This is a genomic window from Parapedobacter sp. (assembly GCF_035556095.1).
Classification (GTDB): Bacteria; Bacteroidota; Bacteroidia; order Sphingobacteriales; family Sphingobacteriaceae; genus Parapedobacter.
Genome location: NZ_DATMFT010000021.1, coordinates 314,654 through 340,213 on the forward strand (window position 1 = coordinate 314,654; position 25,560 = coordinate 340,213).

Sequence of the window (25,560 nt, forward strand, 5' to 3'; positions counted from 1 at the left end):
GACGAAATTGGAAAATAGCGGTTTTCGGGGACGGTTTGTCTGCATCAATTGATACCTTCCCACCACCGCGTGGAGGCCTGTACCGTGTCTTGCAGGTACACGGGCTGGCCGATCATGGGCGTAAGTAGCGGCAGATTAGCTTTCCCATTGGCCTCGGTAATTTCGATAAGCGGGTCGTCCCACGCGTGCATGGCCAGCGAGAACTTGGAATTATGTACAGGCAATACGCGCTTGGCACCTAAATCTCGTGCAGCGAGAAGTACCTGTTCAGGCAATGTATGGATATGTATCCAATAAGGGTGGTACTGCCCGTTTTCGAGGATGGCGAGGTCGAACGGTCCATATTGCTGGCCGATTTGTGAAAAATGCATCCCGTAGCCACTATCACCACCGATGAATATCCGCTGTGTCGGTGTGTTTAACACAAAAGAGGCCCATAACGTGCCGTTTCGTTTAAAGCCGCGGCCCGAGAAATGGCGTGCGGGTGTGGCACGCAGTGTGAACCCGTCTGCCAGCAAGGTTGATTCATGCCAATCCAACTCCACGATTTTTTCGGGCGGATAGCCCCAGTATTCGAGGTGCGCGCCCACACCCAAAGGGCAGATTACATGGCTGACTTTTGGCTGCAGTCGCTTGACGGTGTTATAATCCAGGTGGTCCCAATGATCATGCGTGATGATGAGGTAGTCGATGTTCGGCATATCCGTTACGTGATAGCCAGTGGTGCCCGGAAAGCTCTTCGTAGTAAACGACACCGGTGAGGCATGGCCGTTAAACACCGGGTCGATCAACAGCCTCTTGCCGTCTACCTGCATGAAATAAGACGAGTGGCCAAACCACACGAGCGCGTCGGTTTGGGTGTCGAGCCGATGGAGATCCGTTTTGACTGAAGGAATACTGTCTACAGGAACCTGCCGGGGTGTTTTCTTAAATAGAAAACTCCACAGTACGGTAAGCATATTAACGCCTTCAGCCAAATCGGGGGTATCTTCAAGATTCTGAAAGCGTCCGTTTTTATAATTCGGCGAGTTTTCGATCCGCTCCAACCGATGTCCTTGTGGAGCCCTGCCAAAAGGAGGCTGCCTGGTAAATACAACAATCCCCGCTGTGATTAGTGCACAGACGATAAACGTGTATAGTAACATGCGTATGATGGTTTTCTTCATGCCGGTGTAACGGGCGAAATACGCCGCAAAGTAACTATCCGACACTTGAAAATGCAATTCACTGCCCGATTTTTACATTGGCTTGACCGCGACGGTTTACCCAACGGGGATACGGTCAAGAAACCCGATCAGCTCCATATTGAAGCGGGTAGCATCTTCCAGGTTGGGTAAGTGGCCGCAATCGGGGATTTCCAGGTACGTTGCGTTGGGTATCTTGGATACCAGTATATCGGACTGCTCGCGTGGGGTGATGCGGTCCTCGGCACCGCGGATAACCAAGGTGGGTGCCGTGATATCTGCCAGGCTATCGGTCGTGTCGGTGCGTGATGCCAGCGCGAGCAAGGTGGCACAGATGCTGCTTTCGGTATTCCGGCGGATGCTACTTTTGATTAAGTCGATGGCTGCTTGATTTTCGGTTAGGGCCTTTTGTCCAAATACGTTATTGACAAACCCGATGGAAAACGCGCGCTTACCATTTTTAAGTACGGATTGAATGCTGTCAAACCGTTTTTGTTTTGCTGCGTTGTCATCGGCAAGGGAGTTTGTATCACACAGCACCAAGCCTGCAAATGTTTCGGGCTGGAGCTGGTATGCGCGGAGCGCAATGTACCCACCCATGGAAATTCCGCATAAGACGACACGGTCAAGTGCTGTTTTCCTCAAGAATACCAATAGGTCTTTGGCAAATACATCTACACTGAAAAAGCCATGGCCGGTGGTACTATTGCCGTGGCCCCGTACGTCCATCGCAATGGCCCTGATCGAAGGGGGTAGTCCCTCCAGTTGCGGTATCCACATGTTTTTGTTGAATGGGAAACCATGTACAAACACCACCGTCTGGTCGGCAGGTTCTGCTTCTTTCAATAAATAACTGATACTAATGTCACCGATGCGGATCCGCCGCCGTTTGATTAGGCTTTTATTGTAGTCCATAGAGGATTTAACATTTAATGCGATGAATATGTTTGCCTTAAAGGTAATAAAATCAGGGAACTAATGCAATACCGATCACGTTACCCGGTATTTTTTCCAAAAATATTTCGCTCGTATCAATCAGATTCCTATCTTTGCAAACCGAATCGGGAATGCGCTTGTAGCTTAACTGGATAGAGCACCTGACTACGGATCAGGAGGTTAGGGGTTCGACTCCCTTCAAGCGCACATGTTTTACCCACATAGCCTAATCAATACACCGGTTAGGCTATTATTTTTTACGGATATATGATGCTAAACCTTGTTTTATTTGGCCCTCCGGGAGCAGGGAAGGGAACCCAATCGCAGAAGCTTATCGAACAGTACCAACTGGTGCACATTTCTACGGGTGACATTTTCAGGGCACACATCAGTAACCAAACGGAATTGGGGCAGCGTGTAAGCAAACTGATTGCCGATGGCGAATTGGTGCCCGATTCCATTACCATTGCTATGCTGGAAGAGGAAATCGACCAAAACCCGGGAGCACAGGGCTTTATTTTCGATGGTTTCCCACGTACGGTGGCCCAAGCAGAGGCCCTCGACCGCTTTCTTGAATCGAAAGGGTCCGCTATTACCGGCGTAATTGCGCTCGATGTCACAGAGGAGGAGTTGACGGAACGTATCGCGAAGCGTAAAGCCATCAGCAACCGTGCAGACGACGATAGCGAGAAACTGAAAAAGCGCATCGAAGAATACTTCAATAAAACCATCCACGTGTTACCCTATTACGAGCAGCAGGGTAAACTCACTAAAGTAGACGGCATCGGCGACATCGAAGCGATTTTCAGCGAGATACGCGAAGTTGTTGATTCGTTGGTTTGATCATTCGGTGATGATTATTAATTGCGTGTTTGCTTTTAACAGAATTAATGAACCCTTCAGGGTTTGATAATATAGATTATCCACTATCAACTATTAATGATCAACTATCAATTGTAAAAGGTGGCACAAGGTTCAAACTTCGTCGATTATGTAAAGATATGCTGCCGCTCCGGCCGGGGCGGGGCAGGGTCTGCGCATTTGCATCGCGATAAGTTTACCTCCAAAGGCGGCCCTGATGGGGGCGATGGCGGCCGTGGCGGCCACATCTTCCTGAAAGGCAATGCACAATTGTGGACACTTTTGCACCTGAAGTACCGCAAGCACGTTATCGCAGAAGATGGTCAGCCCGGTGGAAGCGCATTGAAGCACGGAGCGAATGGTAAGGATGAAGCGTTGGAAGTGCCGTTGGGTACGGTGGCGCGTAATGCCGAAACCAATGAAGTGTTATTTGACATCACCGAAGATGGTGAGGTGAAGGTGCTTACCGCTGCGGGCCGCGGCGGATTGGGTAATTGGCATTTCAAAAGTCCCACGCAGCAGACGCCACGGTATGCGCAACCCGGTGAGCCAGGTAAGGAAGAGTGGATCATTTTGGAACTGAAAGTGTTGGCTGATGTAGGGCTGGTGGGTTTCCCTAACGCCGGAAAGTCCACGTTACTTTCGGTGGTATCGGCTGCAAAGCCCGAAATCGCAGATTACCCGTTTACCACACTGGTACCAAATCTAGGCATCGTTTCTTATCGCGACAATAAATCGTTTGTGATGGCCGATATCCCCGGTATCATCGAAGGGGCATCGGAGGGAAAGGGGCTTGGCCATCGCTTCCTGCGCCATATTGAGCGTAATTCTGTGTTGCTGTTCATGGTGCCTGCAGATACCGACCGAACCATCGCTGAGGAATATGGCATCTTACTGGACGAGTTGATTGCATTCAATCCGGAATTGAAAGACAAGCCGCGCATCCTTGCCATCACTAAATCCGATATGCTCGACGATGAACTGGAAGCAGCAATGAAGGCCGAGGTGCCCTCCGGAATTCCCCACCTGTTTATCTCATCAGTAGCGGGTAAAAATATCCAGTCATTGAAAGACATGATCTGGCAGGCCATCACGGGCTAAGCGTCATCGGCAGGCTCGTTAGCTACCGCCGAATTCCGTACAGATCAACTTGATCAATACTGCTCCTTTTCGTTTGGAAAGGCTGACGACTTCACATCACGGATGTAACTACTTACGGCATTGCCTATTTCGTCATAGAGGTTGGCATACTGGCGGAGAAACCGCGGTTTGAATCCTTTGTTGATACCCAGCATATCGTGCACTACGAGTACCTGTCCGTCGCAGCCGGCCCCAGCACCGATCCCGATGGTGGGGATGCCGACGGATTCCGTTACCTCCGTTGCAAGTGCAGCCGGTATCTTCTCAAGTACCATGGCAAAGCAACCGGCATCTTCCAATATTTTGGCATCGGTTTTAAGCTTGTTGGCCTCGGCATCTTCTTTTGCCCTTACCGTATAAGTCCCGAATTTGTAGATGGATTGTGGCGTGAGGCCCAAGTGGCCCATCACGGGGATGCCCGCGTTGACGATGCGCTGTACAGTTTCCTGGATTTCGATGCCGCCTTCCACTTTCAGTCCATGCGCACCGGTTTCCTTCATTACGCGCACGGCAGCCTTCAAGGCGTCGCTGCTGTCTCCCTGGTAAGAGCCAAAGGGCAAATCTACGATCACCAACGCGCGCTTGGCCGCACGTACTACCGCCGACGCGTGGTACATCATCTCTTCGAGTGTGATGGGTACGGTGGTTTCGTAACCAGCCATCACATTGGCCGCCGAATCACCCACGAGAATGATATCGATGCCCGAATCGTCCAATACCCGAGCCATGGAATAATCATATCCGGTGAGCATCGCAATTTTCTCACTACGATTTTTCATCTCCCGGATCGTATGGGTGGTAATACGCTTTATTTCCTTGTTTACAGACATAACACAAACGTAGTGAAAAAATAATAACTGGTAGATTTTATTTAATCACCAACGCGTTATAAAGTAGTTGCACTATCCATGGCGGATGGTACCACTAAAAAAGGTGCTATTTAAGTTTTAGCACCAACGATCATGCATCATGCTGGTGATAAGGTTCAGCTGATTTTTTTGATGTCCGCCGCTTGCGGGCCACGTTGGCCTTTTACGATGTTGAATTCGATGCGGTCGTCTTCAGCAATGGGTTCGGTCAGGTCGTTGACGTGGAAAAAGATGCGTTCGCCTGTCATCCCGTCGTTGATAAAGCCATACCCTTTAGACTCGTTGTAAAATGCTACGCGGCCGGTACGCATACCGCCAGCGTCTTCGATGTCTTCGAGCTTCGGCGTACTGATCATGATCTCATCGGCCGATACCGGTTTGAGTTTCTTCGGATCCGGCGGAGTAGTCGTGATATTGCCATACTCATCTACATAAGCAAGCATATCGTCCAAGCTTTTGCCTTTGTTAGATGCAGCGGCCTGCCGCTTTTCTTCACGGCGCTGTTCTTTTTCTCTTTTCTTCTGTTGTCGTTTCTTAGCGTTTTCTTTTTTACTGAATGTCTCTTGTGATCTTCCCATTGATGATTTTAAATTAAACATTTCTATCAGGGTCAGTACCGCTTTTCGATGGTTTGCAAGCTGGGGTGGGGAGCAAAACGAAAGGTAATAATATGGCCCTTTATGCAAAGGTACGAAATAGTATCGGATAACCAAAGCGGGAAGCAACCTGTAATTGACGAATTGTTTCTACCTTTGGCGGCTGGCTGTAGGCATAAGGGCGAACGGCCTATAGGGCAATGATAGGTAAAAGAATCATCATCATCGGGGCGACTTCCGGCATAGGGCGGGCACTGGCGGAGGTTTCGGTGGCCGAAGGCCATACAGTGGGCATCACGGGCCGTCGTGAGGTATTGCTGCAGGAAATAGCGGCGGAACGGCCACTGTGTTATCATACTGCGGCATTTGACATAACGGATACGGATACGAGTATTGCCCATTTAGAAGGACTTGCTGAAGCTATGGGCGGCGTAGATGCCATCGTGGTCAGTGCCGGGGGTGGCAATACCAATGCCGCATTGGATTTTGAGATAGAGCAGCACATGATTGATCTCAATGTACGGGCATTTACCCAACTGGTCGATTGGGCGTTTACCTATTTCAAGGCAAAGGGCGGGGGGCACCTGGCAGCTATTACATCCGTGGCGGGGATGCGTGGCAGCCGCCAGGCTCCGGGTTACAGTGCCACCAAAGCCTATCAAATCAACTACTTAGCGGGATTGCGGCAGAAAGCGCGTAAAGAACAGTTGAATATCGTGGTAACGGATATCTGTCCAGGCTTTGTGGATACACCGATGGCCAAATCACCGGTGCGGTTCTGGGTGGCGCCGGTGGACAAAGCGGCGTGGCAGATTTACCGGGGATTGCACAAACAGCGTAATAAGGTGTACATCACACGCCGGTGGAGGCTGGTTGCGTGGCTGTACCGCTGGCTCCCCGATTGGCTGCATGAGCGGATGTAATAACAATTTATTCGAATGAAAAAACTACTTGTAGGAGGCCTCAGCGCTTCCACTTTCCACTTCGCTGCATTGCTCCTCCGACTGGGATTCGGCGGGTTGATGATTCCCACTTATGGATTTGGTAAATTGATGAGTTATGATGCCAAAAAAGGTGATTTCTATGACTTGTTTGGTCTTGGGGGACCGCTATCCATGGGGTTGGCCATTTTTGCGGAGCTGTTTTGCGCAGCACTGCTGATGGTGGGATTATTTACCCGGCTGGCTACCATTCCATTGATCGTCACCATGCTGGTGGTTATATCGATACACGATTGGGACCTGTTCAATAAGCATGAATTGGCGCCTGCATTCCTCACGGGGTACCTGGCAATCTTGCTGCTCGGCCCCGGAAGATATAGCCTGGACGCCTGGATTTTTGGCCGCAAGGCGCGTGGTAAATAGGTCTCCACGTTATCGGGCGGGATACGGCCTTGCATGAGGCTATCTGCCGGCAATGGTTCCTTATGTAAGCTATCGATTGTTAAACTGTCCGTCGTCAAGCTGTCTGTCGCTGTCGTCAAACTGTCCGTCGCTATGCTGTCCCGCTGTTGCACAGGTGGTTCCGTAGGCACAGAATCATCATCATTGTCAATGGGGCGCCCCGCTGCAGGCTGTCCTTCGGTACCGGTCGAGTCGGCCGGTACTTCCAATCCCGCACCCATAGGCGGACGTCTGCGCGCCAACAGGTCCTCTTTAGAAGTGGGGCGGTCGCCTGGTTTCCATACAAAACCATCCAATATTTCCGCTTCTTGTGGAACGAGGTGCATGGGGTACAACTTGCTGTCCATGCGGCGTATGGGGACGAATTCTACAATCTGATTGCTGTCCACGACGATTTTGATACGGCTGCTCCGGCTGTGATACATGTTCGTATAAATCTGCTGTTCTTCGTCGACGTTGTAATAGATGCTTTCGGCGTTTCCGTCTACAAACATCCGATCCAATTCGTTGTTGGCGAAAAATGCGGTAATCCGCCTGCCTTTGATCTGGTTGTACTTGCTCGAATCCAGCTGCGTGTTCACCATGAAAGCGTTGTTCACCAAGATCATATTGTCCAACTGTTCGTTGTGTACCTGCATGAAGATGGTGTCAGCGGTCATTTGCGATCCCTGGGCCCAGATCATGGGCCGGCCGAAAAAGCGCATCATCGAATCCGGGTAGCCGTAGTACACCGAATCTGCTACGGCCTGCAAGTCCGATTTGAACAACCGGACGTTGTAGTAAGCCTTAATAATACGTGTTTTAGCCGTGTCACTGGCCAGTGAGTCGGATGGTATGGTATCCGTTGATGGGTTTGAGAGCGCGGCGATGGCGCCCGCCATCAGGCTATCCACTTCGCCCCCCGTGGGGATAATGGCCTCTCCCCGCAGCACGCTATCAGCCGCAAGGTTCTGCGACAATGCATCGTGGCCCAGCTCGATGCTCAATGGTACGGCTTCTACCCGTTCGATGTGAGTGGCCAGTAACACGGAGTCGGTTAGGACCTGTCCATCGGTAATAACCGTATCTTTTTGAATGGTTGTATCTTCCGATACCTTGGTGAGACTATCGGGCGGCGCACGAAGCGAATCCACTGGCACCGTGCCAACGGTATCTGTCGGCGAGTTCCCAACGGTTTCCGCAGTCGGTGTAGCCGCGATGGCACTGTCCAGTTGAGTGCTGTCTACGAGTGGCGGACGGGCTAATGCATGTGTGCCATCCTCCCCCGGGGGGGCGAGTTCGTCTAAGTCGCCAAAATCACCCGGATCGCCAAACTCGTCGGTAAACTCTCCATCGTCGTATTCATCAAGTTCACCCCCTTCGCGGTCCAGTTCAAAAACCCGTGGCACATAATCTTTCAAAGGTATGAGCCGCGAGAACAGCGTATCGGCAGTGAGGTAGATGGTGTCTACAACCGACGGTTGCGTCGGTGGCATCCGTAGGCTATCTGGGGACGCGAATTGCAGACTTATACGATCCGTATGGAGACTATCTGGTTGGCTCTCAAGACGGGGGGTGTGCAAGGTATCAACGGTGATGCTGTCCGTAGACAGGCTATCCGTCGCCGAACTATCGCTTCGAGTTACGGTCATTACCAGGGGGTTGCGGGTCATGGTGATGGACTCATCGGCCCGGTTGTATACCCCTTCGCCGCCGTAGCTGAAATATTGGTCGGCTGTATCGATGAACACCACGTTATCCACGGCGCGGCCATTGCCGGTTAGGCCGTCGTAATAAATGCTATCTCCACGGAGAAACTTGCTTCCTTCCGTGTATAGGTTATTGTAGTCAAACCACGCCTGTTCGGTCTCGGTGTTGTACTCGCCGCGTTCGGTGTATAAGTTTTCGCCATCGTTGCCCTTAATGTTGGTTGGCCCATAGAAGTACGTCACTTTGGTGCCCGAATTATACCGCATGGTATCGGTATATATTTTCACGTCGGGCGTGCGTACGACGACGTCGTAACGGAAATAGGCATCTTTCGTGTTGTCAAAGTAGTAGGCGTTCTTACTGGTGATCGTATCGGTGGTATTTATAATCCGGCCCCCCCCAGTGTAGGTGCCCATACTACTTTTCATATTATAGGTGAGGTAGTTGGTGGTGAGTACGGAAGAACCATCTACCATGCGTACGTTGTTGGTTAAGGTAGCCAGCTGCGTTTCGGCTACGTAGTGCAACTTATCGGCATAGATTACCGTGCCGTTGGGTTGGGTAATGATGACTTTGCCGAAAGCGTCGAAAAATTGCCGCCCCTCATCATCGTTGTAGATGTAACCACTGTCGGCGGAGAGCGTAGATCCCTGATGCTCATATACCGGTCGGTAATTAATCGTACGGCCTGTAACGGCATTCAGCCGACTATGTGATGACGATAGGAGACGCAGCTCATCCCGCTGTTGGGCAAGTAGCGCCGAACAGCTTAGTGTAGAAACGTATATGAGCAATAGCCATTTTTTCACGGCGGTAAAAATAGCTAAAAAGCGTGGTATTCCTTAAGGTCTGGACAAATTCCAGCAGGGTTAATCCATAGGGGGTTGATCCAAAAACAAGCGGACCTGCATAGACGCTATTCGATACCGCTCCTGTTTCTTCGTCGATAAAGGCTATATAAGCATAGCAGGTACCTCCGAACAGGTTATGCGCCCCGATATCCAAAACATCCTCGCGCTGGGTGGCTAAACTCCCGTATGTTTTATAGCAACAGCTGCGGTTGTTGGGGTTACATACCATCAGTATCGTCCGGGTGGTAAACCGAATATCCTGACTGTCGGGATTCTTCCATGAAAACCGCAAAAGGTTCCCATCCTGCGCTACGGTAGCCTCTAAAGGGCTTGGGAGCGGTCCGCCGCTGAATGCAAATGCTTCGGGGTCGATTTCGTACCGTGCTTCTTCTTTATTGTAGACTACTGTGTGCGTAAGGTTATACGACATGGCTGCATTGTGCCCTGTCTGCGGTAGTGCATACTTGCCAAACCCGACCTTAACCACCCTGAGTAACGGTTTGAGCCATTCCTGCACCACTTTAAACCGTTCCCGCTGGAATGCTTGCAGCGGTGTTGGTTTGCGTTTTTTTCGTGAGGAACGCGGCAATGAACGTGCAATATTCTGCCCATTTGCGGTGTAGAAAACTACACCCCCTACTTTTCCATGGACATGTCCATGAATACCATCTATTAATTTTCCCATCGTGATTTACTTTTGATTTATCCGTTATTTAACCCGAAGTTACTTTTTATTTTCTATTAACCGTAAAATACTCCGTAAATTATTCGGTGATTATTCGCTTTTATCCGAATAAACTCCGTATAAATCCCGGATATACTCCGATTAATTATTAAGCAATAATTAAATGGATGTCGGAGGAAAGGTAATGTTACAACCTTGTCGTTCCGTGGCCAACCTGGTGTGGTTAATAAAATTATCCCTGTGATGGTATTTTTGTATATCCGATATCCCGTACCTTTGGCCGTATGAGCGTGCAGGAACGATTCGCGCAATATCTTGAGGAGGAGATCCACTGCCAACCCGGTGATCGGATACTGCTTGCCGTGAGCGGCGGTAAGGATTCGGTGCTGATGGCCCATCTTTTTGCCCAATCGGCGTACTCCATCGGGGTAGCCCATTGCAATTTCAATTTGCGCGGTGCTGAATCCGATGCCGACGAATTGCTGGTGAACCGGCTCGCGCGACAATTGGATGTGCCGTTTTATACAACGACTTTTGATACGGAAGCCTACGCGGAGGCGCATGGTGTTTCCATCCAGATGGCAGCGCGCGACCTCCGGTACGAATGGTTGGAGACCATCCGTGCTTCGCAAAGCTACGATCACATCGCGGTAGGGCAACATCAAAACGACCACCTCGAAACCTTGCTGCTTCATTTGGTGCGCGGCACGGGCCTTCGTGGCCTCCGCGGCATCCAGTCCAGGCGCGGCCACATCATCCGTCCGTTGCTGTTCCTCACTTCAGACGAGGTAGCGTCTGAAGTGGCAAAGCAGGGCCTGGAATACCGTGACGATGCGTCCAACTTTTCCACCAAATACGTTCGTAATAAAATTCGACTGGAAGTCATTCCCAAGCTGAAGGAACTGAATCCGTCATTGGAGCGGACGATGGCCGCGAATATGGCACATTTTACAGATGCCTATGTGGTATTGCAGCGTTATTTAGCAGCGCTGCGCGATCGGCTGCTGGTGCAGAAACAGGTAAGCGGAGACGAAGAGTGGCACATCCCCATCGCGGAACTGGCAGCGCTCGATCCGCAACGGTTCCTGCTGTATGAACTGTTTAGGCCCTACGGTTTTTCCGAGGCGGTGTTGGATGATTTGGCAGCGGCATTGCCGGGAATATCCGGTAAGCAGTTTTTTTCGCCTTCGCATGTGCTGTATCTCGACCGCCGGGTGGTGATCATGAGGCGGAATGAGGTGCTTACGAACGATGTGGCAACCATCCATAGGGCCGGTGAAGCCGTGTACTGGGGCGGGCGCCGTTTCGAATCCGGTTGGACTGCCGATACCGTGATACGCACCAACCCGAACGTCGCGCAGTTCGATGCCGACCGCCTTGTCTTTCCGCTCCAAATCCGTTCATGGCATACTGCCGACGCTTTCCACCCGCTCGGGATGAACGGCCGAAAGAAGTTGAGCGACTTCTTTGTGTCGTTGAAAGTACCCTTGTATCGCAAGCACCAAGTGCCCGTGGTAGTCAATGGCAACGGCGATATCATCTGGGTGGCCTGCTATCGTATAGACAATCGCTATAAAATTACGGCCGAAACGAAAAAAGTGTTTACATTAGCACGTCTTTAATGCCATGGAGGAAAAACCGATTTACGTAGAAAACCAGTACTTGGGGCGGGATCGTGGATGGCTCAGCGTGCGGCTGGTGCTGGCGCTGTTCTGTTTTACGGCCTACTACATCAACATCGAGCGCGAAAGCGAAAGCCAACTATTCCTCGTGGTGGGGATTGCCATCTTATTTGTATCGATTGTGATGATGTATATGCTGCAATACCGCATTACCGTGGAAGGCAGCTGTGTGAAATTGAGTGGCCTGTGGACGACCCGTCTGGTGAAAATCGACCTCAATAGTATCACCAAGATAGAACGCAAACCTTACAGTAAGTTTTTTATCAATAACCCGGTGTATAATCTTCACCAAAAAGGGCGGATTAAATTTTACGCGGGCGGCAAGGATGCGATATGGCTTACGGACCGTGATGGCTTACAATATATCATCGGTACCCAGCGGCAGGTGGAGCTGGAGCAAGCGATTCTTAAGGCAAAAGCCAAGTTTTAAGCCATTACCAACATGTAGCGAAACGGTATTTGGGGCCGCTACGATCGAAATCTATCCGACGGATATACTGTGGGGGAAACGGGTCAGATTAAGAGTCCATGTTCTGGAGTAACTCGCTAGTGACAAACTTGCATCTAAAACCATTTTTACTTAAGTTTGTATCAATATGGGATTATTGAAATTTTTACTCATCGCAATAGCCGTCCTGTGGTTGGTACGTGTGGTAGCACGGCTCCTTTTCCCATGGGCGATGCGGAAAATGGCAGAAAAGGTCATGGGCAATGCCCAACAACAATACCAGTACAGAAATACGACTTTCCGTGGTGCCAACCCCAATGAGCGGCACCAATCTGACGGAAAGGTGCGTATTGATTATATGCCACCGCAGGACAAACCGAAAAACGGTGCCAAGCATGCGGGGGAATTCGTGGATTTTGAAGAAATCAAATCTTCTGCCGAGTAATATCGAAGCCGGGTCTGCAATCGGAAATCTAAAATCGCAAATACAACCTAAAATCGTAAATCATTTCTACCTTTGACGGTATGTGGTTGAAACGGCTCGCTGTCCTTAATTTTAAGAATTGTGCCGAAGCTACCTTGGATTTTACGCCGGTGGTAAACGCATTTACCGGTGCCAACGGAGCCGGTAAGACTAATCTGCTGGACGCTATCCACTACCTGTCGCTGTGCAAAAGTTTTTTCAACCCGATAGATTCGCAGCAAATTCGGCGGGGCTCGGACTGGTTTATGGTACAAGGCGAATTTGAGAAGAACGGGCAGTTGGATGCGGTGTCATGCAGCCTGAAACGCAACCAAAAGAAGCAGTTTAAAAAGAATAAGAAAGCCTATACGCGGTTGGCCGACCATATCGGCCTGTTTCCGTTGGTGATGGTATCGCCCAACGATTCGGCTATTGTAACCGATGGGAGTGAAGAGCGCCGCCGCTTTATAGACAACGTCATTTCGCAGACTGACCTCGCTTACCTCGATGGTCTGATTGCCTATAACAAGTGCTTGGCTCAGCGCAACAGCTTGCTGAAGCAGGCGGGTAAGGGTGGTGTATTGGACAGCAGCCTGCTTGATGTGCTCGATGTCCAACTGGTGGAATTGGGGGTGCCGATTTTTGAGAAACGCCAAGCGTTTATGGCTGAATTTATCCCCGAGTTTGATAATCATTATCGGTTCCTTACCGAAACGGCCGAAACGGTGTCATTGGTATACGAATCGCAGCTGATGCACGGTTCGTTTTCCACACTGTTAAGCCAATACCTGGAGCGTGACCGCTTATTAGAACGGACTACGGTAGGTATTCATAAAGACGACCTATTATTCTCCATACATGGCGATATGCCGCTCAAAAAATTCGGTTCGCAGGGGCAGCAAAAATCATTTCTGATTGCTTTAAAGCTGGCACAGTATAGCTTCTTGCACCACCGGAAAAATTTCAAGCCGTTGCTGCTGCTGGATGATATCTTCGATAAGTTGGACGACCAGCGGACGCGAAAGCTGATGCAGATGGTCTCGGCCGATGATTTCGGGCAAATATTCCTAACTGATACGGACTCCACGCGGATAAACCGTATATTTGAAGAGATAAACCGGAGCGTGCGTATCTTTGAAATCAATGCGGGTACAGCGCGTCAATTGGAAGAGCATGAGCAGGGGTGATGACATGACCATAAAAGAAGCCATCGAGAAAATGCTCGATGTGTATCGGTTGCGGCGTAAGTTTGACGAGACCGCATTGGTATCCGCTTGGCCGGAGCTGATGGGGAAGGCAATTGCCAACCGTACTAAACAATTGTATATCCGCGATAAGAAATTGTTTGTAAAGGTAGAGTCGTCTGTTATCAAAAGCGAACTGGTGCTCATGCGGTCGCAGATCATCGGCCGCTTGAATGAGCACGTAGGCCAGGTGGTAATCGAAGACCTCGTTTTACTCTGATGGCGGCACAGAGAGGATGAACCCCACTCCATAACTGTTTTCAATCCGGGCTCCCGATGAAGAATGTCGTAACAACTTGCGCAATCGGGATATGAATACGTCGAGGCTACGTCCCATGAAATAATCGTTTTCACCCCAAAACCGGATTAATAAGTCTTCACGCTTCACAATCGTATTCCGGTGCGCGTACAGGTATTCCAGCAGTTCGGCTTCGCGCATGGTTACGGTGGTTTTTACCCGGCCATCTACGGAGAGGCTCAGCGCCTCCTTGTTTAAGGAAATGTTGCCGATTTGGATGATATCGGCGGTAGGCTCCACCTCCTCAACAACCTGCTTGCGGCGGACGATATTCCGAATGCGCAATACTAACTCGTCAATATCAAAAGGTTTCGTAATGTAGTCCATTGCCCCCATGTCCAGTCCCAATAGTCGGTCCTTTTTCTCCTTGCGCGCGGTGAGGAATAAGAAATAGGCGTCTTTATCGTGGGCTACGATTCGCTGTGCCAGATCGAATCCGTTGAAGTCTGGTAGTTGTATATCGATGACGACCAAGCTGAACGCTGCCTCCTGGCGCAGGTATTCCTGGTAGGCACTTTTGCCATCCAAGCACCATGTAACGTCGAAATTCATCGCTTCGAGGTATTGTTTGGTTACGTTGCCCAGGTCTGCTTCATCTTCTACGTATAATAATTTCGGTTTCATGTGCGCGCTAGCTTTTGTAAGGGATGTGGATGGTGAATTGGCTGCCAACGTTTTCTTTGCTTTCCACGGAAAGTGTCCATCCATGGCTTTTGATACATTGGTAAGTATAATAAAGCCCCAGCCCAAGTCCGGAAATATGTTGGGCGCCCTGTTTTTGAAAACGGTAGAATTTTTCGAAAACGTGTTCTATTTCCTTGTCAGGAATACCGGTACCGTTGTCTGATATCCGTAGTTTGATGGTGTATTCGGCTACCGTGGTGTCCACGGTAATCCGCTTATGTTCGCTGCGGTTGTACTTGATGGCGTTGTCAAATAGGTTTAATAACATTGTGGTGAAAAAGAACTTATTGAGTTCCACATCGAGGGGCCTTGAGGCGGCATTCAGGATTACGGCGGTGTTTTGGACGGATAGCTTTACGTTATAATCCGTAATGATTTCGCTAAGCAATTGGTTGAGTTCATAGGATTCTTTTTGTAGGGAGGAATCGTCCATTGTGGTGATGTCCATCACCTGGTCGAAAAGCTTCTGTAGACGAAATGACTGCCGCTCGATGATTTTCGTGAGCGGTTTGATATTTTCCGCATTTGCGAGGATACTATCATTTTGCATATTCTTGTTTGCAACGATGATGGTTGAAAGGGGGGTGTTAAACTCGTGGGTAATGCTGTTGACGAAATCGGATTTCATTTCGGCCAGTTTTTTCTGGCTTAGCCAATTCCGGTAGGTAACGTAATATATGGATACGACACAACCGATGGCGAATAATGCGACCAGGAAAGTGGGCATCATCAGCTTCATAACACGCCATGTACGGTTCCGGTGGTCGGCATGTAAGGAAAAAGTCATCCAATAGTTATAGTCTTCAGCGTTGCTAACCGTGATATTGGCAATTTCGTTTTGCGGCAGCGGAGTGTTAAGCTCGCCACCTATGCGCACACCGACGGGGGTGTTGAGACTATCCGCCAGGAAAGATGGAGGATTGGCGGAGTGATAGGCATTGACGAGCATCATATTGCTGAAAACCAGCTGGATGGCATTGATGGTGAGCAGATACTCAAGGTCTTCATCCAACTCGTATTCTGTTTTAACGGCTGCAAAAAGACTGTCCATAGTGTTGCCTTGGCGGAGGGCAAGAAACATGCTGTCTAATACGAGGTCTCTTTCGTGCGCAAAGACGCCCGGTCCATGCTGGTATGCGGTTTCCAATGCCCGGATGTTATCCATCAAATAGCGATCAATGATGGCTACGCCGCCGGGGAATACCTTGTCATTGCGGATACGTTGGGTATAGCGTTCGTTGATGAGGCTTTTTTCGACCGCTTGGTATTGTTCGTCCGTCAGTTTAAAGGTGTTGAAGGTAAGATAGAACACCACGGAAATCAATAAGACGAGCCCTACTAGCGAAACACCTTTATGTGTCTTCAACGAATACCGCATGTATTTATCTGATTAAGCGCTGCTTTAATATGAGCGAATATAACAATGAAATCAGAAGAATACGTGCCATATGGCCGTCTATTTGAATTTCATTAACATTTCGTTGGGCATTTGTTAACAGGTGCCGAAGGGTGGATGTGTTATTTTTGTTGTGGTAGATGTAATTGTACCCTATTAAAACAAAATATTCCAATTTGCGATGGGCGATTTTTGCGAAGACAAAGATTGCCCATTTCAATTCTAAACAAACATGGTAATGATGCGCTTTTTTGTAGTCAGTCTTCTTCTCGTCGTTTTCCAAAGTGGCTTGATTTCATGCAATGCAGCCAAGCATACGGTTATGGCCAGCCAAAAGGATGGTAGTACCGCGGATACGTTGATCAGGGATGGGTTTGCGCTGGTGTTTGTCCAACAGGATACTAAATTCGACACCACTGTGGCCAGTAGGCTGCAGGAAGTGTTTTTCAACGTATACCCGCCGCTGGTAGCGGCATTTAATCCTGAAGCGGTGCGCCAGGTAACCCTGACGATAGATACGGCGTACGACGGCGTTGCCTATGCGCACGACGGTCGGGTGGTGATCAGTCAAACTTGGTTGGAAAAGAAACCGGGCGATGTGGATGTCGTTACGCACGAAGTTATGCACATCGTGCAGGCCTATCCGTCTGGCAGCGGACCGGGTTGGCTGGTGGAGGGGATTGCGGACTACGTGCGCTACAAATATGGCATCGACAATGCCGGGGCGGGGTGGTCATTGCCTGATGTGCAAAATGACCACCATTATAGCCAGAGCTACCGGATTACCGCGCGCTTCTTGGATTGGATAGAGACCAATCGGAAGCCGGGACTGGTAAAGGTACTCGATACGGCGATGCGCACCCGTGCCTATACCGACGGTATCTGGGAAGCAGAGACCGGCCTTGACCTGGATGGGTTATGGGCAGTTTATACGGCAGATTTTGACTGACGCTGGTGTACGAATTTCTTCCCAATATTTCGGAGGATTACGTATCCGATTATGCCCGAGAGGGCTGAGGCAATGAGGATGGCGAACTTGGCTTCCGTCTGGTGGTAGGCATCATCAAACGACAACAGGGCGATGAATATAGACATCGTGAAGCCGATGCCACCCATTAGCCCCATGGCCAATACCTGGAACCACTTGGTGCCTTTGGGCAGTTCGCTCAATCCAAATTTGACCGAAATCCATGAAAACAACGTTATCCCGATAGGCTTGCCGATAAACAGGCCGGCAATAATACCCATACCCAGCGGACTGGCAAGGCCTTCCATCATCCCACTCTCAAACCGGATGTTGGTATTGGCCAGGGCAAACAGCGGCATGATGATGAAGTTGACGGGTGTAGCGATGGCGTGTTCTACGGTCTGGATGGGGGAGTGCCCCCGCTCCCGGCCTTTGATGGGAATCGTCATGGCGGTGAGCACGCCCGCTATGGTGGCATGGATGCCCGAATGATGGATGAAATACCACATGAATATACCAGGGATCAGGTAAAACCATACCGATTTGATGCCGATGCGGTTCAGGAACATCATCACCACGAATATGCCGAGTGCATACAGCAGGTAGGTGCTGTGGAGCTCCGTGGTATAGAAGATAGCGATGACCAGGATGGCCCCCAGGTCGTCTACTATGGCCAATGCTGTTAAGAATACTTTCAGCGCCACGGGCACCCGTTTGCCTAAGATGGATAAGATGCCGATGGCGAATGCGATATCGGTTGCCATAGGGATGCCCCAGCCATGGGCGGTCTCGGTGCCGGTATTGAACAAGGCGTAAAGGCCTGCGGGGACCAGCATGCCGCCCAAGGCGGCAAATATAGGCAGGGACGCCTTTTTTGCAGATGAAAGCTGGCCATGGGCTAGCTCCTGTTTAATCTCGATGCCCACCATCAGGAAGAAGAGAGCCATCAGTCCGTCATTAATCCAGAGTAGCACGCTGTATTTGAGGTGGATTTGTGGCGTTTCGAAGCCTATTTGCTGTTCAAGCAGGGATTCAAAAGCAGGCCCTAGTGAGGAATTGGCGATAATAAGCGATATAATCAAAAATATCAATAAGGTGATACCGCTTGCGGAATCGGCTTCAAAAAACTGCTTGATCTGTTTGCGCATCTTGGGGAAAATCGTCGTTCGTTAATTAATTGGTTACTGATTACTACATGAAGAGGCCAATATCGCCCTTGCCTTCACGGACGATTTCAAAATCGCCGGAGGTGGTATCCACCACTGTGGAGGCGATATTGCCTCCATACCCTCCATCGATAACGACGTCGACCAGGTCCCCGAATTTTTCATAGATAAGCTCCGGGTCGGTAGCGTATTCCACGATTTCGTCTTCGTCGTGAATGGATGCCGATACGATGGGGTTCCCCAATTCGTGCACGATTTCGCGGGCGATGAGGTTATCGGGTACGCGGATACCTACCATTTTCTTTTTCGAACTCAATAGCTTTGGGACCTGTCCGCTGGCATTGAAGATGAACGTGAATGGACCCGGTAGCGCCTTTTTCAACACCCGGAAGGTTGCTGTATCAAAAGGCTTAGTGTATTGGGATATCGCGGTGAGGTCGTAACATATGAAAGAGAGGTTAGCTTTTTGGGGCTTTATGCCACGCAGTTCACAAACGCGCTCGATAGCCTTGTGGTTGTTGATGTCGCAACCGAGGCCATACACCGTGTCGGTAGGGTAGATAATCAATCCACCGCGTCGCAATATCGCAGCCACCTGCTGGATGGCTTTGGGGTTGGGGTTCTCTTCGTAGATACGTAGTAACATCGTTTTCAATCATTAAGCGCCGGTCGAGCGATATGCATGACCATCAAAACTCCGCGTTGTGCGGTGTACGCGGGAAGGGGATAACATCGCGGATGTTGGTCATCCCGGTAACGAACAGCACCAGTCGTTCAAAGCCCACTCCGAATCCCGAATGGGGTGCCGTGCCGAACCGGCGGGTATCCAGGAACCAGTCCATTTCGGCCACCGGGACGTTCATCTCTTCCATCCGTTGCGTTAACTTGTCCAGCCTCTCCTCGCGTTGCGAACCACCCACCATTTCGCCGATACCGGGGAAGAGGATGTCCATGGCGCGCACTGTACGGCGGCCTTCGGCGTCGGGCTCGTTTTGCCGCATGTAAAATGCTTTGATGTCTGCCGGGTAGTCCGTCAGGATAACCGGTTTCTTAAAATGTTTCTCCACCAGATATCGCTCGTGTTCGGACTGGAGATCGGCACCCCAGCCTTCGATGAGGTATTTGAATTGTTTCTTTTGATTGGGCTTGCTGCGCTGGAGGATATGAATGGCCTCCGTGTAAGTAAGCCGCTCAAAACTGTTGTCCAAGCAGAAATTTAGTTTGGCCACGAGATCCATATCAGACCGTTCCTGCTGCGGTTTGTTTTTTTCCTCGTCAAGCAGCCTATTACGCAAAAACTCGATTTCATCGGGACAATGGTCGAGGGCAAAACGGATCACATATTTGAGTAGTTCTTCGGCCAAATCCATGTTATCGCTGAGCTCATAGAATGCCATTTCGGGTTCGACCATCCAAAACTCGGCCAGGTGCCGGGTGGTGTTCGAGTTCTCGGCGCGGAAGGTGGGGCCGAAGGTGTAAATATTACCCAGGGCCATTGCGGCCAGTTCGCCTTCCAACTGCCCCGATACGGTCAGGTTGGTTGGCTTTCCAAAGAAATCCTCCCGATAATCGACCGATCCATCCGGATTACGTGGTGTGTTGTCGAAATCGAGCGTGGTTACCTGAAACATTTCGCCAGCGCCTTCGGCATCGGACCCTGTAATGATGGGTGTGTGCAGGTAGACGAAGCCGCGCTCATAAAAAAATTGGTGGATTGCAAATGAGAGTGCCGTGCGTACCTTGAAGATTGCATTGAACGTATTGGTTCGGAAACGCAGGTGCGCAATTTCGCGCAAGAACTCGAGGCTGTGCTTTTTGGGTTGTAACGGAAATTTATCTGGATCGCTATCGCCCAAAATTTCAAGCGTCTCTACCTTGATCTCCACGCGTTGCCCTTTGCCCAACGATTCTACCAACGGCCCCGTCACCGCAACAGCCGCGCCTGTAGTGATCCGTTTAAGCAATGATTCGTCGGTGTTTTGAAAATCAACTACGGCTTGGATATTACCCAAAGTAGAACCATCGTTGATGGCGATAAACTGGTTGTTTCGGAATGTCCGCACCCATCCTTTCACGGTGATCCGTTGCCCATATTCGGTGGAATTCAACAAGTCTTTTATACGTGTATGTGTCATTGTTGTTATTTGCTATCTGCTGTTTGCTTTTCTGTTTTTCCAGTTCACTTCGTTTCTTATACGTATACGTCGTTGCGTTTAACAACTACAACGTACGCCTATTGCTTCAAAAACAAAAACCCCCATAATGATTGGAGGTTTTGCTGGGGCATCTAAAATCGTCAACTTACGACTTAAAATCGCCAATAGTAAATCAAGCCAGGACTTTGGTTACCAAATCGGCGGCCTCTTTAAGTTGAATCGCGGAGTAAACCTCCAATCCGGATTCGTCAATCAACCGTTTCGCTTCTTCAGCATTGGTGCCTTGCAGGCGTACGATAATAGGAACGGGGATGTTGCCGATTTCCTTATAGGCATCGATAACGCCCTGTGCCACGCGGTCACAGCGGACAATGCCGCCGAAGATGTTAATCAGGATGGCTTTTACATTCGGATCTTTCAGAATGATATTGAACCCCGCCTTGACGGTTTGTGCATTGGCTGTTCCGCCCACATCGAGGAAGTTGGCCGGCTCCCCACCCGCCAGTTTGATGATGTCCATCGTGGCCATCGCCAAGCCGGCGCCGTTAACCATGCAACCTACATTGCCATCAAGCTTCACATAATTCAAATTAGACTCCCCGGCTTCAACTTCCGTGGGATCTTCTTCGGCTATATCGCGCATGGCGGCATAGTCCGGATGGCGGAACAAGCTGTTTTCATCCAAGTTTACTTTGGCGTCTACGGCCAGTATCTTATCGTCAGCTGTTTTCAGTACAGGGTTAATCTCAAACAATGATGAGTCGGTTGCTTCATATGCTTTGTAAAGCGCGGCGACGAACTTGGTCATGTCTTTTAAAGCGGCTCCACTTAGCCCCAGGTTGAAGGCAATCTTGCGTGCTTGGAAGCCTTGAAGGCCTACCTTCGGATCGACTTCTTCCTTGAAAATGAGGTGTGGTGTTTTTTCGGCTACCTCTTCAATGTCCATGCCTCCTTCCGTAGAATACATGATGATGTTCCTCCCGCGGCCCCTGTCCAGCAGCACGCTCATGTAGAATTCTTTCGTTTCGCTCTCGCCGGGATAATATACATCCTGCGCAACCAATACCTTATTGACCTTTTTGCCTTCGGGCCCGGTCTGTGGGGTAACCAGCTGCATGCCGATGATGTCGGTGGACCGTTGCTTCACTTCATCAAGGTTTTTTGCAAGTTTAACTCCGCCGCCTTTGCCGCGGCCACCGGCGTGGATTTGGGCTTTTACCACTACCCAGTCCGAATTGTAGTCTTCCTTCAACTTCTTGGCTGCTTCTACAGCTTGGTCAGGTGTTTCGGCTACGATACCTTCCTGTACCCGAACGCCAAAACTTTTCAGTATTTGCTTACCTTGATATTCGTGAATGTTCATTTGTGTGAAATTTGGTGTAAAAGTAGGGTTTTAATCGGGAATGGGCAAGCAGTAGACGCGGTATTTTCGTGTATGATTGCTTTCTTAAGGCGATTTTTGTTGAAAAGTCATACCTTCGCATCATGCTACATGCAACGGGGATATACAAATCGTATGGTGCGCTGCCCATCCTGAAGGGGGTAGACCTGCACGTGGGTAAGGGAGAGATCGTTAGTCTTGTCGGAGCGTCCGGTGCTGGCAAGAGCACCTTGCTCCATATCATCGGTACGTTGGATAAACCGGATCGGGGTGTGGTATCCCTCCACGGCACGGATATCAGTAGGCTTACTGCGAAGCAGCTGAGCGCATTCCGCAACGAACATATCGGGTTCGTCTTCCAGTTCCACCACCTGCTGCCGGAATTTACGGCGTTGGAGAATATATGCATTCCCGCGTATATTAAAAAAGTGGGCCCTCAGGAGGCTGAACGGCGGGCATCCGAACTGTTGGAGCTACTTGGGCTGTTGCACCGCAGAAACCACAAACCCAGCGAACTATCCGGAGGTGAGCAGCAACGGGTGGCGGTAGCACGCGCGCTGGTAAATCGGCCGGCGGTTATTCTTGCGGACGAGCCATCCGGTAACCTCGATTCGGAAAGTGCCACCGCATTGCATCAGTTGTTCGTAAGCCTGCGCGATCAGCTCGACCAAACGTTTGTGATTGTAACGCATAATGAGGAACTGGCAGGGATTGCCGACCGTGTGGTGCATATCAAAGATGGTATAATCGTGCCTAATCAGCAATAGGACGGAATGGCGAGGACGGTGTTAGTCACACAGGGTATGCGGCCGTTTGCCCAACGGGTGGGTAAATTGCTGCAAGTCGATTACGCGGTACGGTTTGGCTCGGCGGACGAAATCCCGCACGTGTTATTGCAGCTGGATAGTTATATCCAAATTCCCGGCGTAGACACCGGGGCTTTCGAGCATGAAGTACTCCGGATATGTTTGGATAACCGCATCGATGTGTTGATTCCATTGGGAGAAAAAGAGATCGATTTACTGGACAGGGCACAACAACTATTTGCCGAATATGACATTGCCGTCTGGCTACCTGATGCTACGCATCCCGGAGTGTTAAACCGCGTTAAGAATCCTGAGCGGCGCCTACCGCTGCTGATACTTGATCGTGGTGTTGCTGTGGCAGGCGCAACGGAAAGCAAATACCGTAATACACTGTCGGGTGTGTTTACACAGCCGACGTCTGATGAATTGGCGCTGTGTTGTATCGCTGATTAACTGGGTGAAGCGATCTAAATGATTCCGGTAAAAATGAGTGCTCATTAAACCAATATGATTGTTTTGAATCAAACCGATATATGTTGACATACGCTGATATCGACGTTAGCAAGAAAGCACTGCTCTTTGAAGTGGATGATGTGCTGTTTCCGAAAAAGGACTATTTGCTACAAGTGTATTATCTGTTTGCCCACTTGCTGGAGTACACGGAGGCCGTGCCACCCGCAGGGGAGCTCACCGGATTCATGAAAACCGCGTACGAACACCACGGCGAGGCCGGGCTGTTTGACCGTGCGGTGGAAGCATTCGGTGTAGACACGAAATACCGCGTGCAGTTTGAACGTATGCACAAAACCGCCCGGCTTCCCGCCAAGCTCCTGCTCTACCAAGCGATGCTGGACCTCATGCGCCAGGCTAGTGCACATGGAAAGCAGCTGTTGGTTTTTACGGATGGCGATCCTGCCATGCAATTGAATAAGCTTCGGCATGTGGAATGGAATGGACTGGATCAACTGGTGAAAGTGTATTTCAAGGAGGAGCTTCGAGCAAAAGGCCATGCGCCCCTTGATTACTTATTGGAGGAGAATGGACTGCAGATGAATGAAGTGCTTTACATCCACGCCGGAGATACGGCTGACCTTGCCATCGCGAAAGATGTGGACTGCCTCGCTGCCGGCCGTTTCCTTGAGTCCACTGCCAAATTATCAACCTTTCATACCGACAACGAATGAAAAAGCTTCACTTCGCACGTCTTGTAGTCTTGTTGGCCCTATCGGGTGCAGTTGCTGGTTGTAACCGAGATACCGTGATGCCCGAGTTGGAGCGGCCTGTGCGACTCGATACGGACGAAGATCTATTGAAGGACTCGGTGTACCATTATACTTACGGGTTTTACTTGTGGCAGGCTGATCTGCCGGATTGGTTTGATGACATTCGCGGCCACACCCGGCGGTACAACTCGGCCGATAAAGTGCTGGAAACGTTGAAAGGATATGCACACGATGAAGCAGGAGACCCCTACGATCGGTTTAGTTTTTTGGATCGGTGGGGTACAGTAGATGCTGAAATCCAACAAGGATATGCGGGGAGCTTCGGATTGGACGTGCGGTATAATAACGAGACAGACCTGTATGTGAAAAAGGTGGATGCCGGCTCGCCGGCTTACCAGCGTGGCATACGGCGCGGTTGGCAAATCGTGCAGGTAAATGGAATCAGCGACCTGTCCCTCCCGTCCATGGAGCAGGATAACTTTACCTTCCTCTTCGGCGCATTAGATGCCGGCGAGATCAGCCTTGTGCTCCGTAAGCCGGATGGCGAAGAGGTTGGCGTGGATATGCAGCGGGCTAATTATAGACTGGTGCCGATTACGAATCAGCGCGTTTTCAATGTGGCGAACAAAAAAGTAGGGTATTTTGCGTTTGACATATTTGTGTCTACACTCGATAACCGGGGTAACCCAACCCGTATGAAAGACGAGCTCGATCAATTGATGGCCCAATTCGAAGCAGCGGGTGTGGGGGAGCTGATCGTAGACCTCCGGTATAATGGAGGTGGGGCGGTAGTTACGGCCGAATATCTCTCGAACCTCCTTGTCCCGGCGGCTGTTGGGAACGACCTGATGTATACCAATAAGGTCAATAGCGGGCTCGACGGGTTTCTCCGCAGCTATGGGGTTCAGATTGATTTTTCGGATGTACATTTCCATAAAACCAACACCCTTAATCTCAACCGGATTTACTTCCTGGTTACGGAAGGCACGGCATCGGCCAGTGAACTACTCATCAACAACCTGAAACCTCATATGGATGTGACGTTAATCGGCGAGCATACCACCTACGGCAAACCGGTAGGATTTTTCAATTGGAACATTTTGGGCGTAGACCTGTATGCCGTGTCGTTCCAGACATTCAACTCGGATGGGTATGGTGACTACTTTTCGGGCATATCTGTTGATAAAGTAGCGTTCGACGATCTGACGAAAGATTTTGGTGATGCGCAGGAAGATATGATTGCTGAGGCGTTATACTTTGCCGAAAACGGTAATTTTTCGTCCGAAAACCGGAGCCAGCAATCCAATGGGCGCACGCGCATTTCGGGAAACCGGTCTTATCAAATCAACCGGTCGCTCGATCGGCACGGGCGCAAGGGAATGTTTGCTTTTCCTAATCGCGCGATGCCGTAATAAGAACAACGTACGTGCTT

The 25,560-nt window shown here is 50.1% G+C and carries 25 protein-coding genes, 1 tRNA gene and 1 pseudogene; 15 read left to right on the top strand and 12 right to left on the bottom strand.

Annotated features, from left to right (window positions below; translation table 11 throughout):
• Positions 1–44: 44 nt before the first annotated feature.
• Complete coding sequence (locus tag VNQ80_RS11795) at positions 45–1,166, bottom strand: MBL fold metallo-hydrolase (RefSeq protein WP_325638778.1); 1,122 nt, start codon at positions 1,164–1,166, stop codon at positions 45–47.
• Positions 1,167–1,262: 96 nt separating this feature from the next.
• On the bottom strand, positions 1,263–2,099 hold the full coding sequence (locus VNQ80_RS11800; protein ID WP_325638779.1) for an alpha/beta fold hydrolase: 837 nt from the start codon (positions 2,097–2,099) through the stop codon (positions 1,263–1,265).
• 154 nt (positions 2,100–2,253) lie between these two features.
• Here VNQ80_RS11800 and VNQ80_RS11805 point away from each other — a divergent pair.
• From VNQ80_RS11805 to obgE, 3 genes are all read left to right on the top strand, one after another.
• Positions 2,254–2,327: transfer RNA gene (locus VNQ80_RS11805), tRNA-Arg, on the top strand.
• A gap of 63 nt (positions 2,328–2,390) precedes the next feature.
• Positions 2,391–2,963 carry an adenylate kinase gene (locus VNQ80_RS11810; protein WP_325639581.1) on the top strand — a complete coding sequence of 191 codons (573 nt, stop codon included), beginning with the start codon at positions 2,391–2,393 and terminating at the stop codon, positions 2,961–2,963.
• A 120-nt stretch (positions 2,964–3,083) separates the two neighbouring features.
• Complete coding sequence (gene obgE, locus VNQ80_RS11815) at positions 3,084–4,082, top strand: GTPase ObgE (protein ID WP_325638780.1); 999 nt, start codon at positions 3,084–3,086, stop codon at positions 4,080–4,082.
• A gap of 53 nt (positions 4,083–4,135) precedes the next feature.
• On the opposite strand, the gene panB is transcribed toward obgE, so the two are convergent.
• Together panB and VNQ80_RS11825 are read right to left on the bottom strand one after the other, a co-directional pair.
• Positions 4,136–4,951, bottom strand: a complete 816-nt coding sequence (gene panB, locus VNQ80_RS11820; protein ID WP_325638781.1) for a 3-methyl-2-oxobutanoate hydroxymethyltransferase — start codon at positions 4,949–4,951, stop codon at positions 4,136–4,138.
• 155 nt (positions 4,952–5,106) lie between these two features.
• Entirely contained in the window at positions 5,107–5,568 is a 462-nt protein-coding gene (locus VNQ80_RS11825; RefSeq protein ID WP_325638783.1) for a cold shock domain-containing protein, read from the bottom strand.
• Between the two features lie 218 nt (positions 5,569–5,786).
• Between VNQ80_RS11825 and VNQ80_RS11830 the strand changes: the two genes are divergently transcribed.
• Both VNQ80_RS11830 and VNQ80_RS20960 read left to right on the top strand, forming a co-directional pair.
• Complete coding sequence (locus tag VNQ80_RS11830; protein ID WP_325638786.1) at positions 5,787–6,509, top strand: SDR family NAD(P)-dependent oxidoreductase; 723 nt, start codon at positions 5,787–5,789, stop codon at positions 6,507–6,509.
• Positions 6,510–6,524: 15 nt separating this feature from the next.
• Positions 6,525–6,755 (top strand): annotated as a pseudogene (locus VNQ80_RS20960) (DoxX family membrane protein); the annotation flags it as partial.
• Here VNQ80_RS20960 and VNQ80_RS11835 read toward each other — a convergent pair.
• The gene (locus VNQ80_RS11835; protein WP_325638788.1) at positions 6,668–9,487 is read right to left on the bottom strand and encodes an OstA-like protein; all 2,820 of its coding nucleotides are present in this window, start codon (positions 9,485–9,487) and stop codon (positions 6,668–6,670) included. The pseudogene VNQ80_RS20960 and the gene VNQ80_RS11835 overlap by 88 nt on opposite strands.
• Positions 9,414–10,214, bottom strand: a complete 801-nt coding sequence (locus tag VNQ80_RS11840; protein WP_325638790.1) for a DUF6266 family protein — start codon at positions 10,212–10,214, stop codon at positions 9,414–9,416. Before VNQ80_RS11840 ends, VNQ80_RS11835 begins: the two co-directional genes overlap by 74 nt.
• A gap of 284 nt (positions 10,215–10,498) precedes the next feature.
• On the opposite strand from VNQ80_RS11840, the gene tilS reads away from it, so the two are divergent.
• The 5 genes from tilS (at position 10,499) to VNQ80_RS11865 (ending at position 14,271) form a co-directional block, all read left to right on the top strand.
• The gene (gene tilS, locus VNQ80_RS11845) at positions 10,499–11,836 is read left to right on the top strand and encodes a tRNA lysidine(34) synthetase TilS (protein ID WP_325638792.1); all 1,338 of its coding nucleotides are present in this window, start codon (positions 10,499–10,501) and stop codon (positions 11,834–11,836) included.
• Between the two features lie 4 nt (positions 11,837–11,840).
• The gene (locus VNQ80_RS11850) at positions 11,841–12,326 is read left to right on the top strand and encodes a hypothetical protein (protein WP_325638794.1); all 486 of its coding nucleotides are present in this window, start codon (positions 11,841–11,843) and stop codon (positions 12,324–12,326) included.
• A gap of 166 nt (positions 12,327–12,492) precedes the next feature.
• On the top strand, positions 12,493–12,789 hold the full coding sequence (locus VNQ80_RS11855) for a DUF4834 family protein (protein WP_325638796.1): 297 nt from the start codon (positions 12,493–12,495) through the stop codon (positions 12,787–12,789).
• An 80-nt stretch (positions 12,790–12,869) separates the two neighbouring features.
• On the top strand, positions 12,870–13,994 hold the full coding sequence (gene recF / locus VNQ80_RS11860; RefSeq protein WP_325638798.1) for a DNA replication/repair protein RecF: 1,125 nt from the start codon (positions 12,870–12,872) through the stop codon (positions 13,992–13,994).
• Positions 13,981–14,271, top strand: coding sequence for a DUF721 domain-containing protein (locus VNQ80_RS11865; RefSeq protein WP_325638800.1), 291 nt, complete (start codon positions 13,981–13,983; stop codon positions 14,269–14,271). Before recF ends, VNQ80_RS11865 begins: the two co-directional genes overlap by 14 nt.
• Here the strand turns inward: VNQ80_RS11865 and VNQ80_RS11870 are convergent.
• Both VNQ80_RS11870 and VNQ80_RS11875 read right to left on the bottom strand, forming a co-directional pair.
• Positions 14,263–14,973 carry a response regulator transcription factor gene (locus VNQ80_RS11870; RefSeq protein ID WP_325638802.1) on the bottom strand — a complete coding sequence of 237 codons (711 nt, stop codon included), beginning with the start codon at positions 14,971–14,973 and terminating at the stop codon, positions 14,263–14,265. The two genes, VNQ80_RS11865 and VNQ80_RS11870, sit on opposite strands and share 9 nt — an antisense overlap.
• A 7-nt stretch (positions 14,974–14,980) precedes the next feature.
• Complete coding sequence (locus VNQ80_RS11875; protein WP_325638804.1) at positions 14,981–16,411, bottom strand: HAMP domain-containing sensor histidine kinase; 1,431 nt, start codon at positions 16,409–16,411, stop codon at positions 14,981–14,983.
• A gap of 256 nt (positions 16,412–16,667) precedes the next feature.
• Here VNQ80_RS11875 and VNQ80_RS11880 point away from each other — a divergent pair, with 256 nt between their 5' ends.
• Positions 16,668–17,378, top strand: coding sequence for a basic secretory protein-like protein (locus VNQ80_RS11880; RefSeq protein WP_325638806.1), 711 nt, complete (start codon positions 16,668–16,670; stop codon positions 17,376–17,378).
• Here VNQ80_RS11880 and nhaA read toward each other — a convergent pair.
• The 4 genes from nhaA to sucC form a co-directional block, all read right to left on the bottom strand.
• Complete coding sequence (gene nhaA, locus VNQ80_RS11885) at positions 17,357–18,544, bottom strand: Na+/H+ antiporter NhaA (protein WP_325638808.1); 1,188 nt, start codon at positions 18,542–18,544, stop codon at positions 17,357–17,359. The genes VNQ80_RS11880 and nhaA overlap by 22 nt on opposite strands.
• Positions 18,545–18,587: 43 nt before the next feature.
• Complete coding sequence (locus tag VNQ80_RS11890) at positions 18,588–19,208, bottom strand: L-threonylcarbamoyladenylate synthase (protein ID WP_325638810.1); 621 nt, start codon at positions 19,206–19,208, stop codon at positions 18,588–18,590.
• A gap of 43 nt (positions 19,209–19,251) precedes the next feature.
• Positions 19,252–20,697 (bottom strand): asparagine--tRNA ligase, encoded by a 1,446-nt coding sequence (gene asnS / locus VNQ80_RS11895; RefSeq protein WP_325638813.1) that lies wholly within the window; start codon positions 20,695–20,697, stop codon positions 19,252–19,254.
• Positions 20,698–20,890: 193 nt separating this feature from the next.
• Entirely contained in the window at positions 20,891–22,081 is a 1,191-nt protein-coding gene (sucC, locus tag VNQ80_RS11900) for an ADP-forming succinate--CoA ligase subunit beta (RefSeq protein WP_325638815.1), read from the bottom strand.
• Positions 22,082–22,203: 122 nt separating this feature from the next.
• Between sucC and VNQ80_RS11905 the strand changes: the two genes are divergently transcribed.
• The 4 genes from VNQ80_RS11905 (at position 22,204) to VNQ80_RS11920 (ending at position 25,540) form a co-directional block, all read left to right on the top strand.
• Entirely contained in the window at positions 22,204–22,866 is a 663-nt protein-coding gene (locus VNQ80_RS11905) for an ABC transporter ATP-binding protein (protein ID WP_325638817.1), read from the top strand.
• A gap of 6 nt (positions 22,867–22,872) precedes the next feature.
• Positions 22,873–23,358 (top strand): hypothetical protein, encoded by a 486-nt coding sequence (locus tag VNQ80_RS11910; protein ID WP_325638821.1) that lies wholly within the window; start codon positions 22,873–22,875, stop codon positions 23,356–23,358.
• A gap of 80 nt (positions 23,359–23,438) precedes the next feature.
• Positions 23,439–24,089: an HAD family hydrolase gene (locus tag VNQ80_RS11915; protein WP_325638823.1), complete on the top strand. Its 651-nt coding sequence runs from the start codon at positions 23,439–23,441 to the stop codon at positions 24,087–24,089.
• Positions 24,086–25,540, top strand: a complete 1,455-nt coding sequence (locus VNQ80_RS11920) for a S41 family peptidase (RefSeq protein ID WP_325638825.1) — start codon at positions 24,086–24,088, stop codon at positions 25,538–25,540. Before VNQ80_RS11915 ends, VNQ80_RS11920 begins: the two co-directional genes overlap by 4 nt.
• Positions 25,541–25,560: the final 20 nt, after the last annotated feature.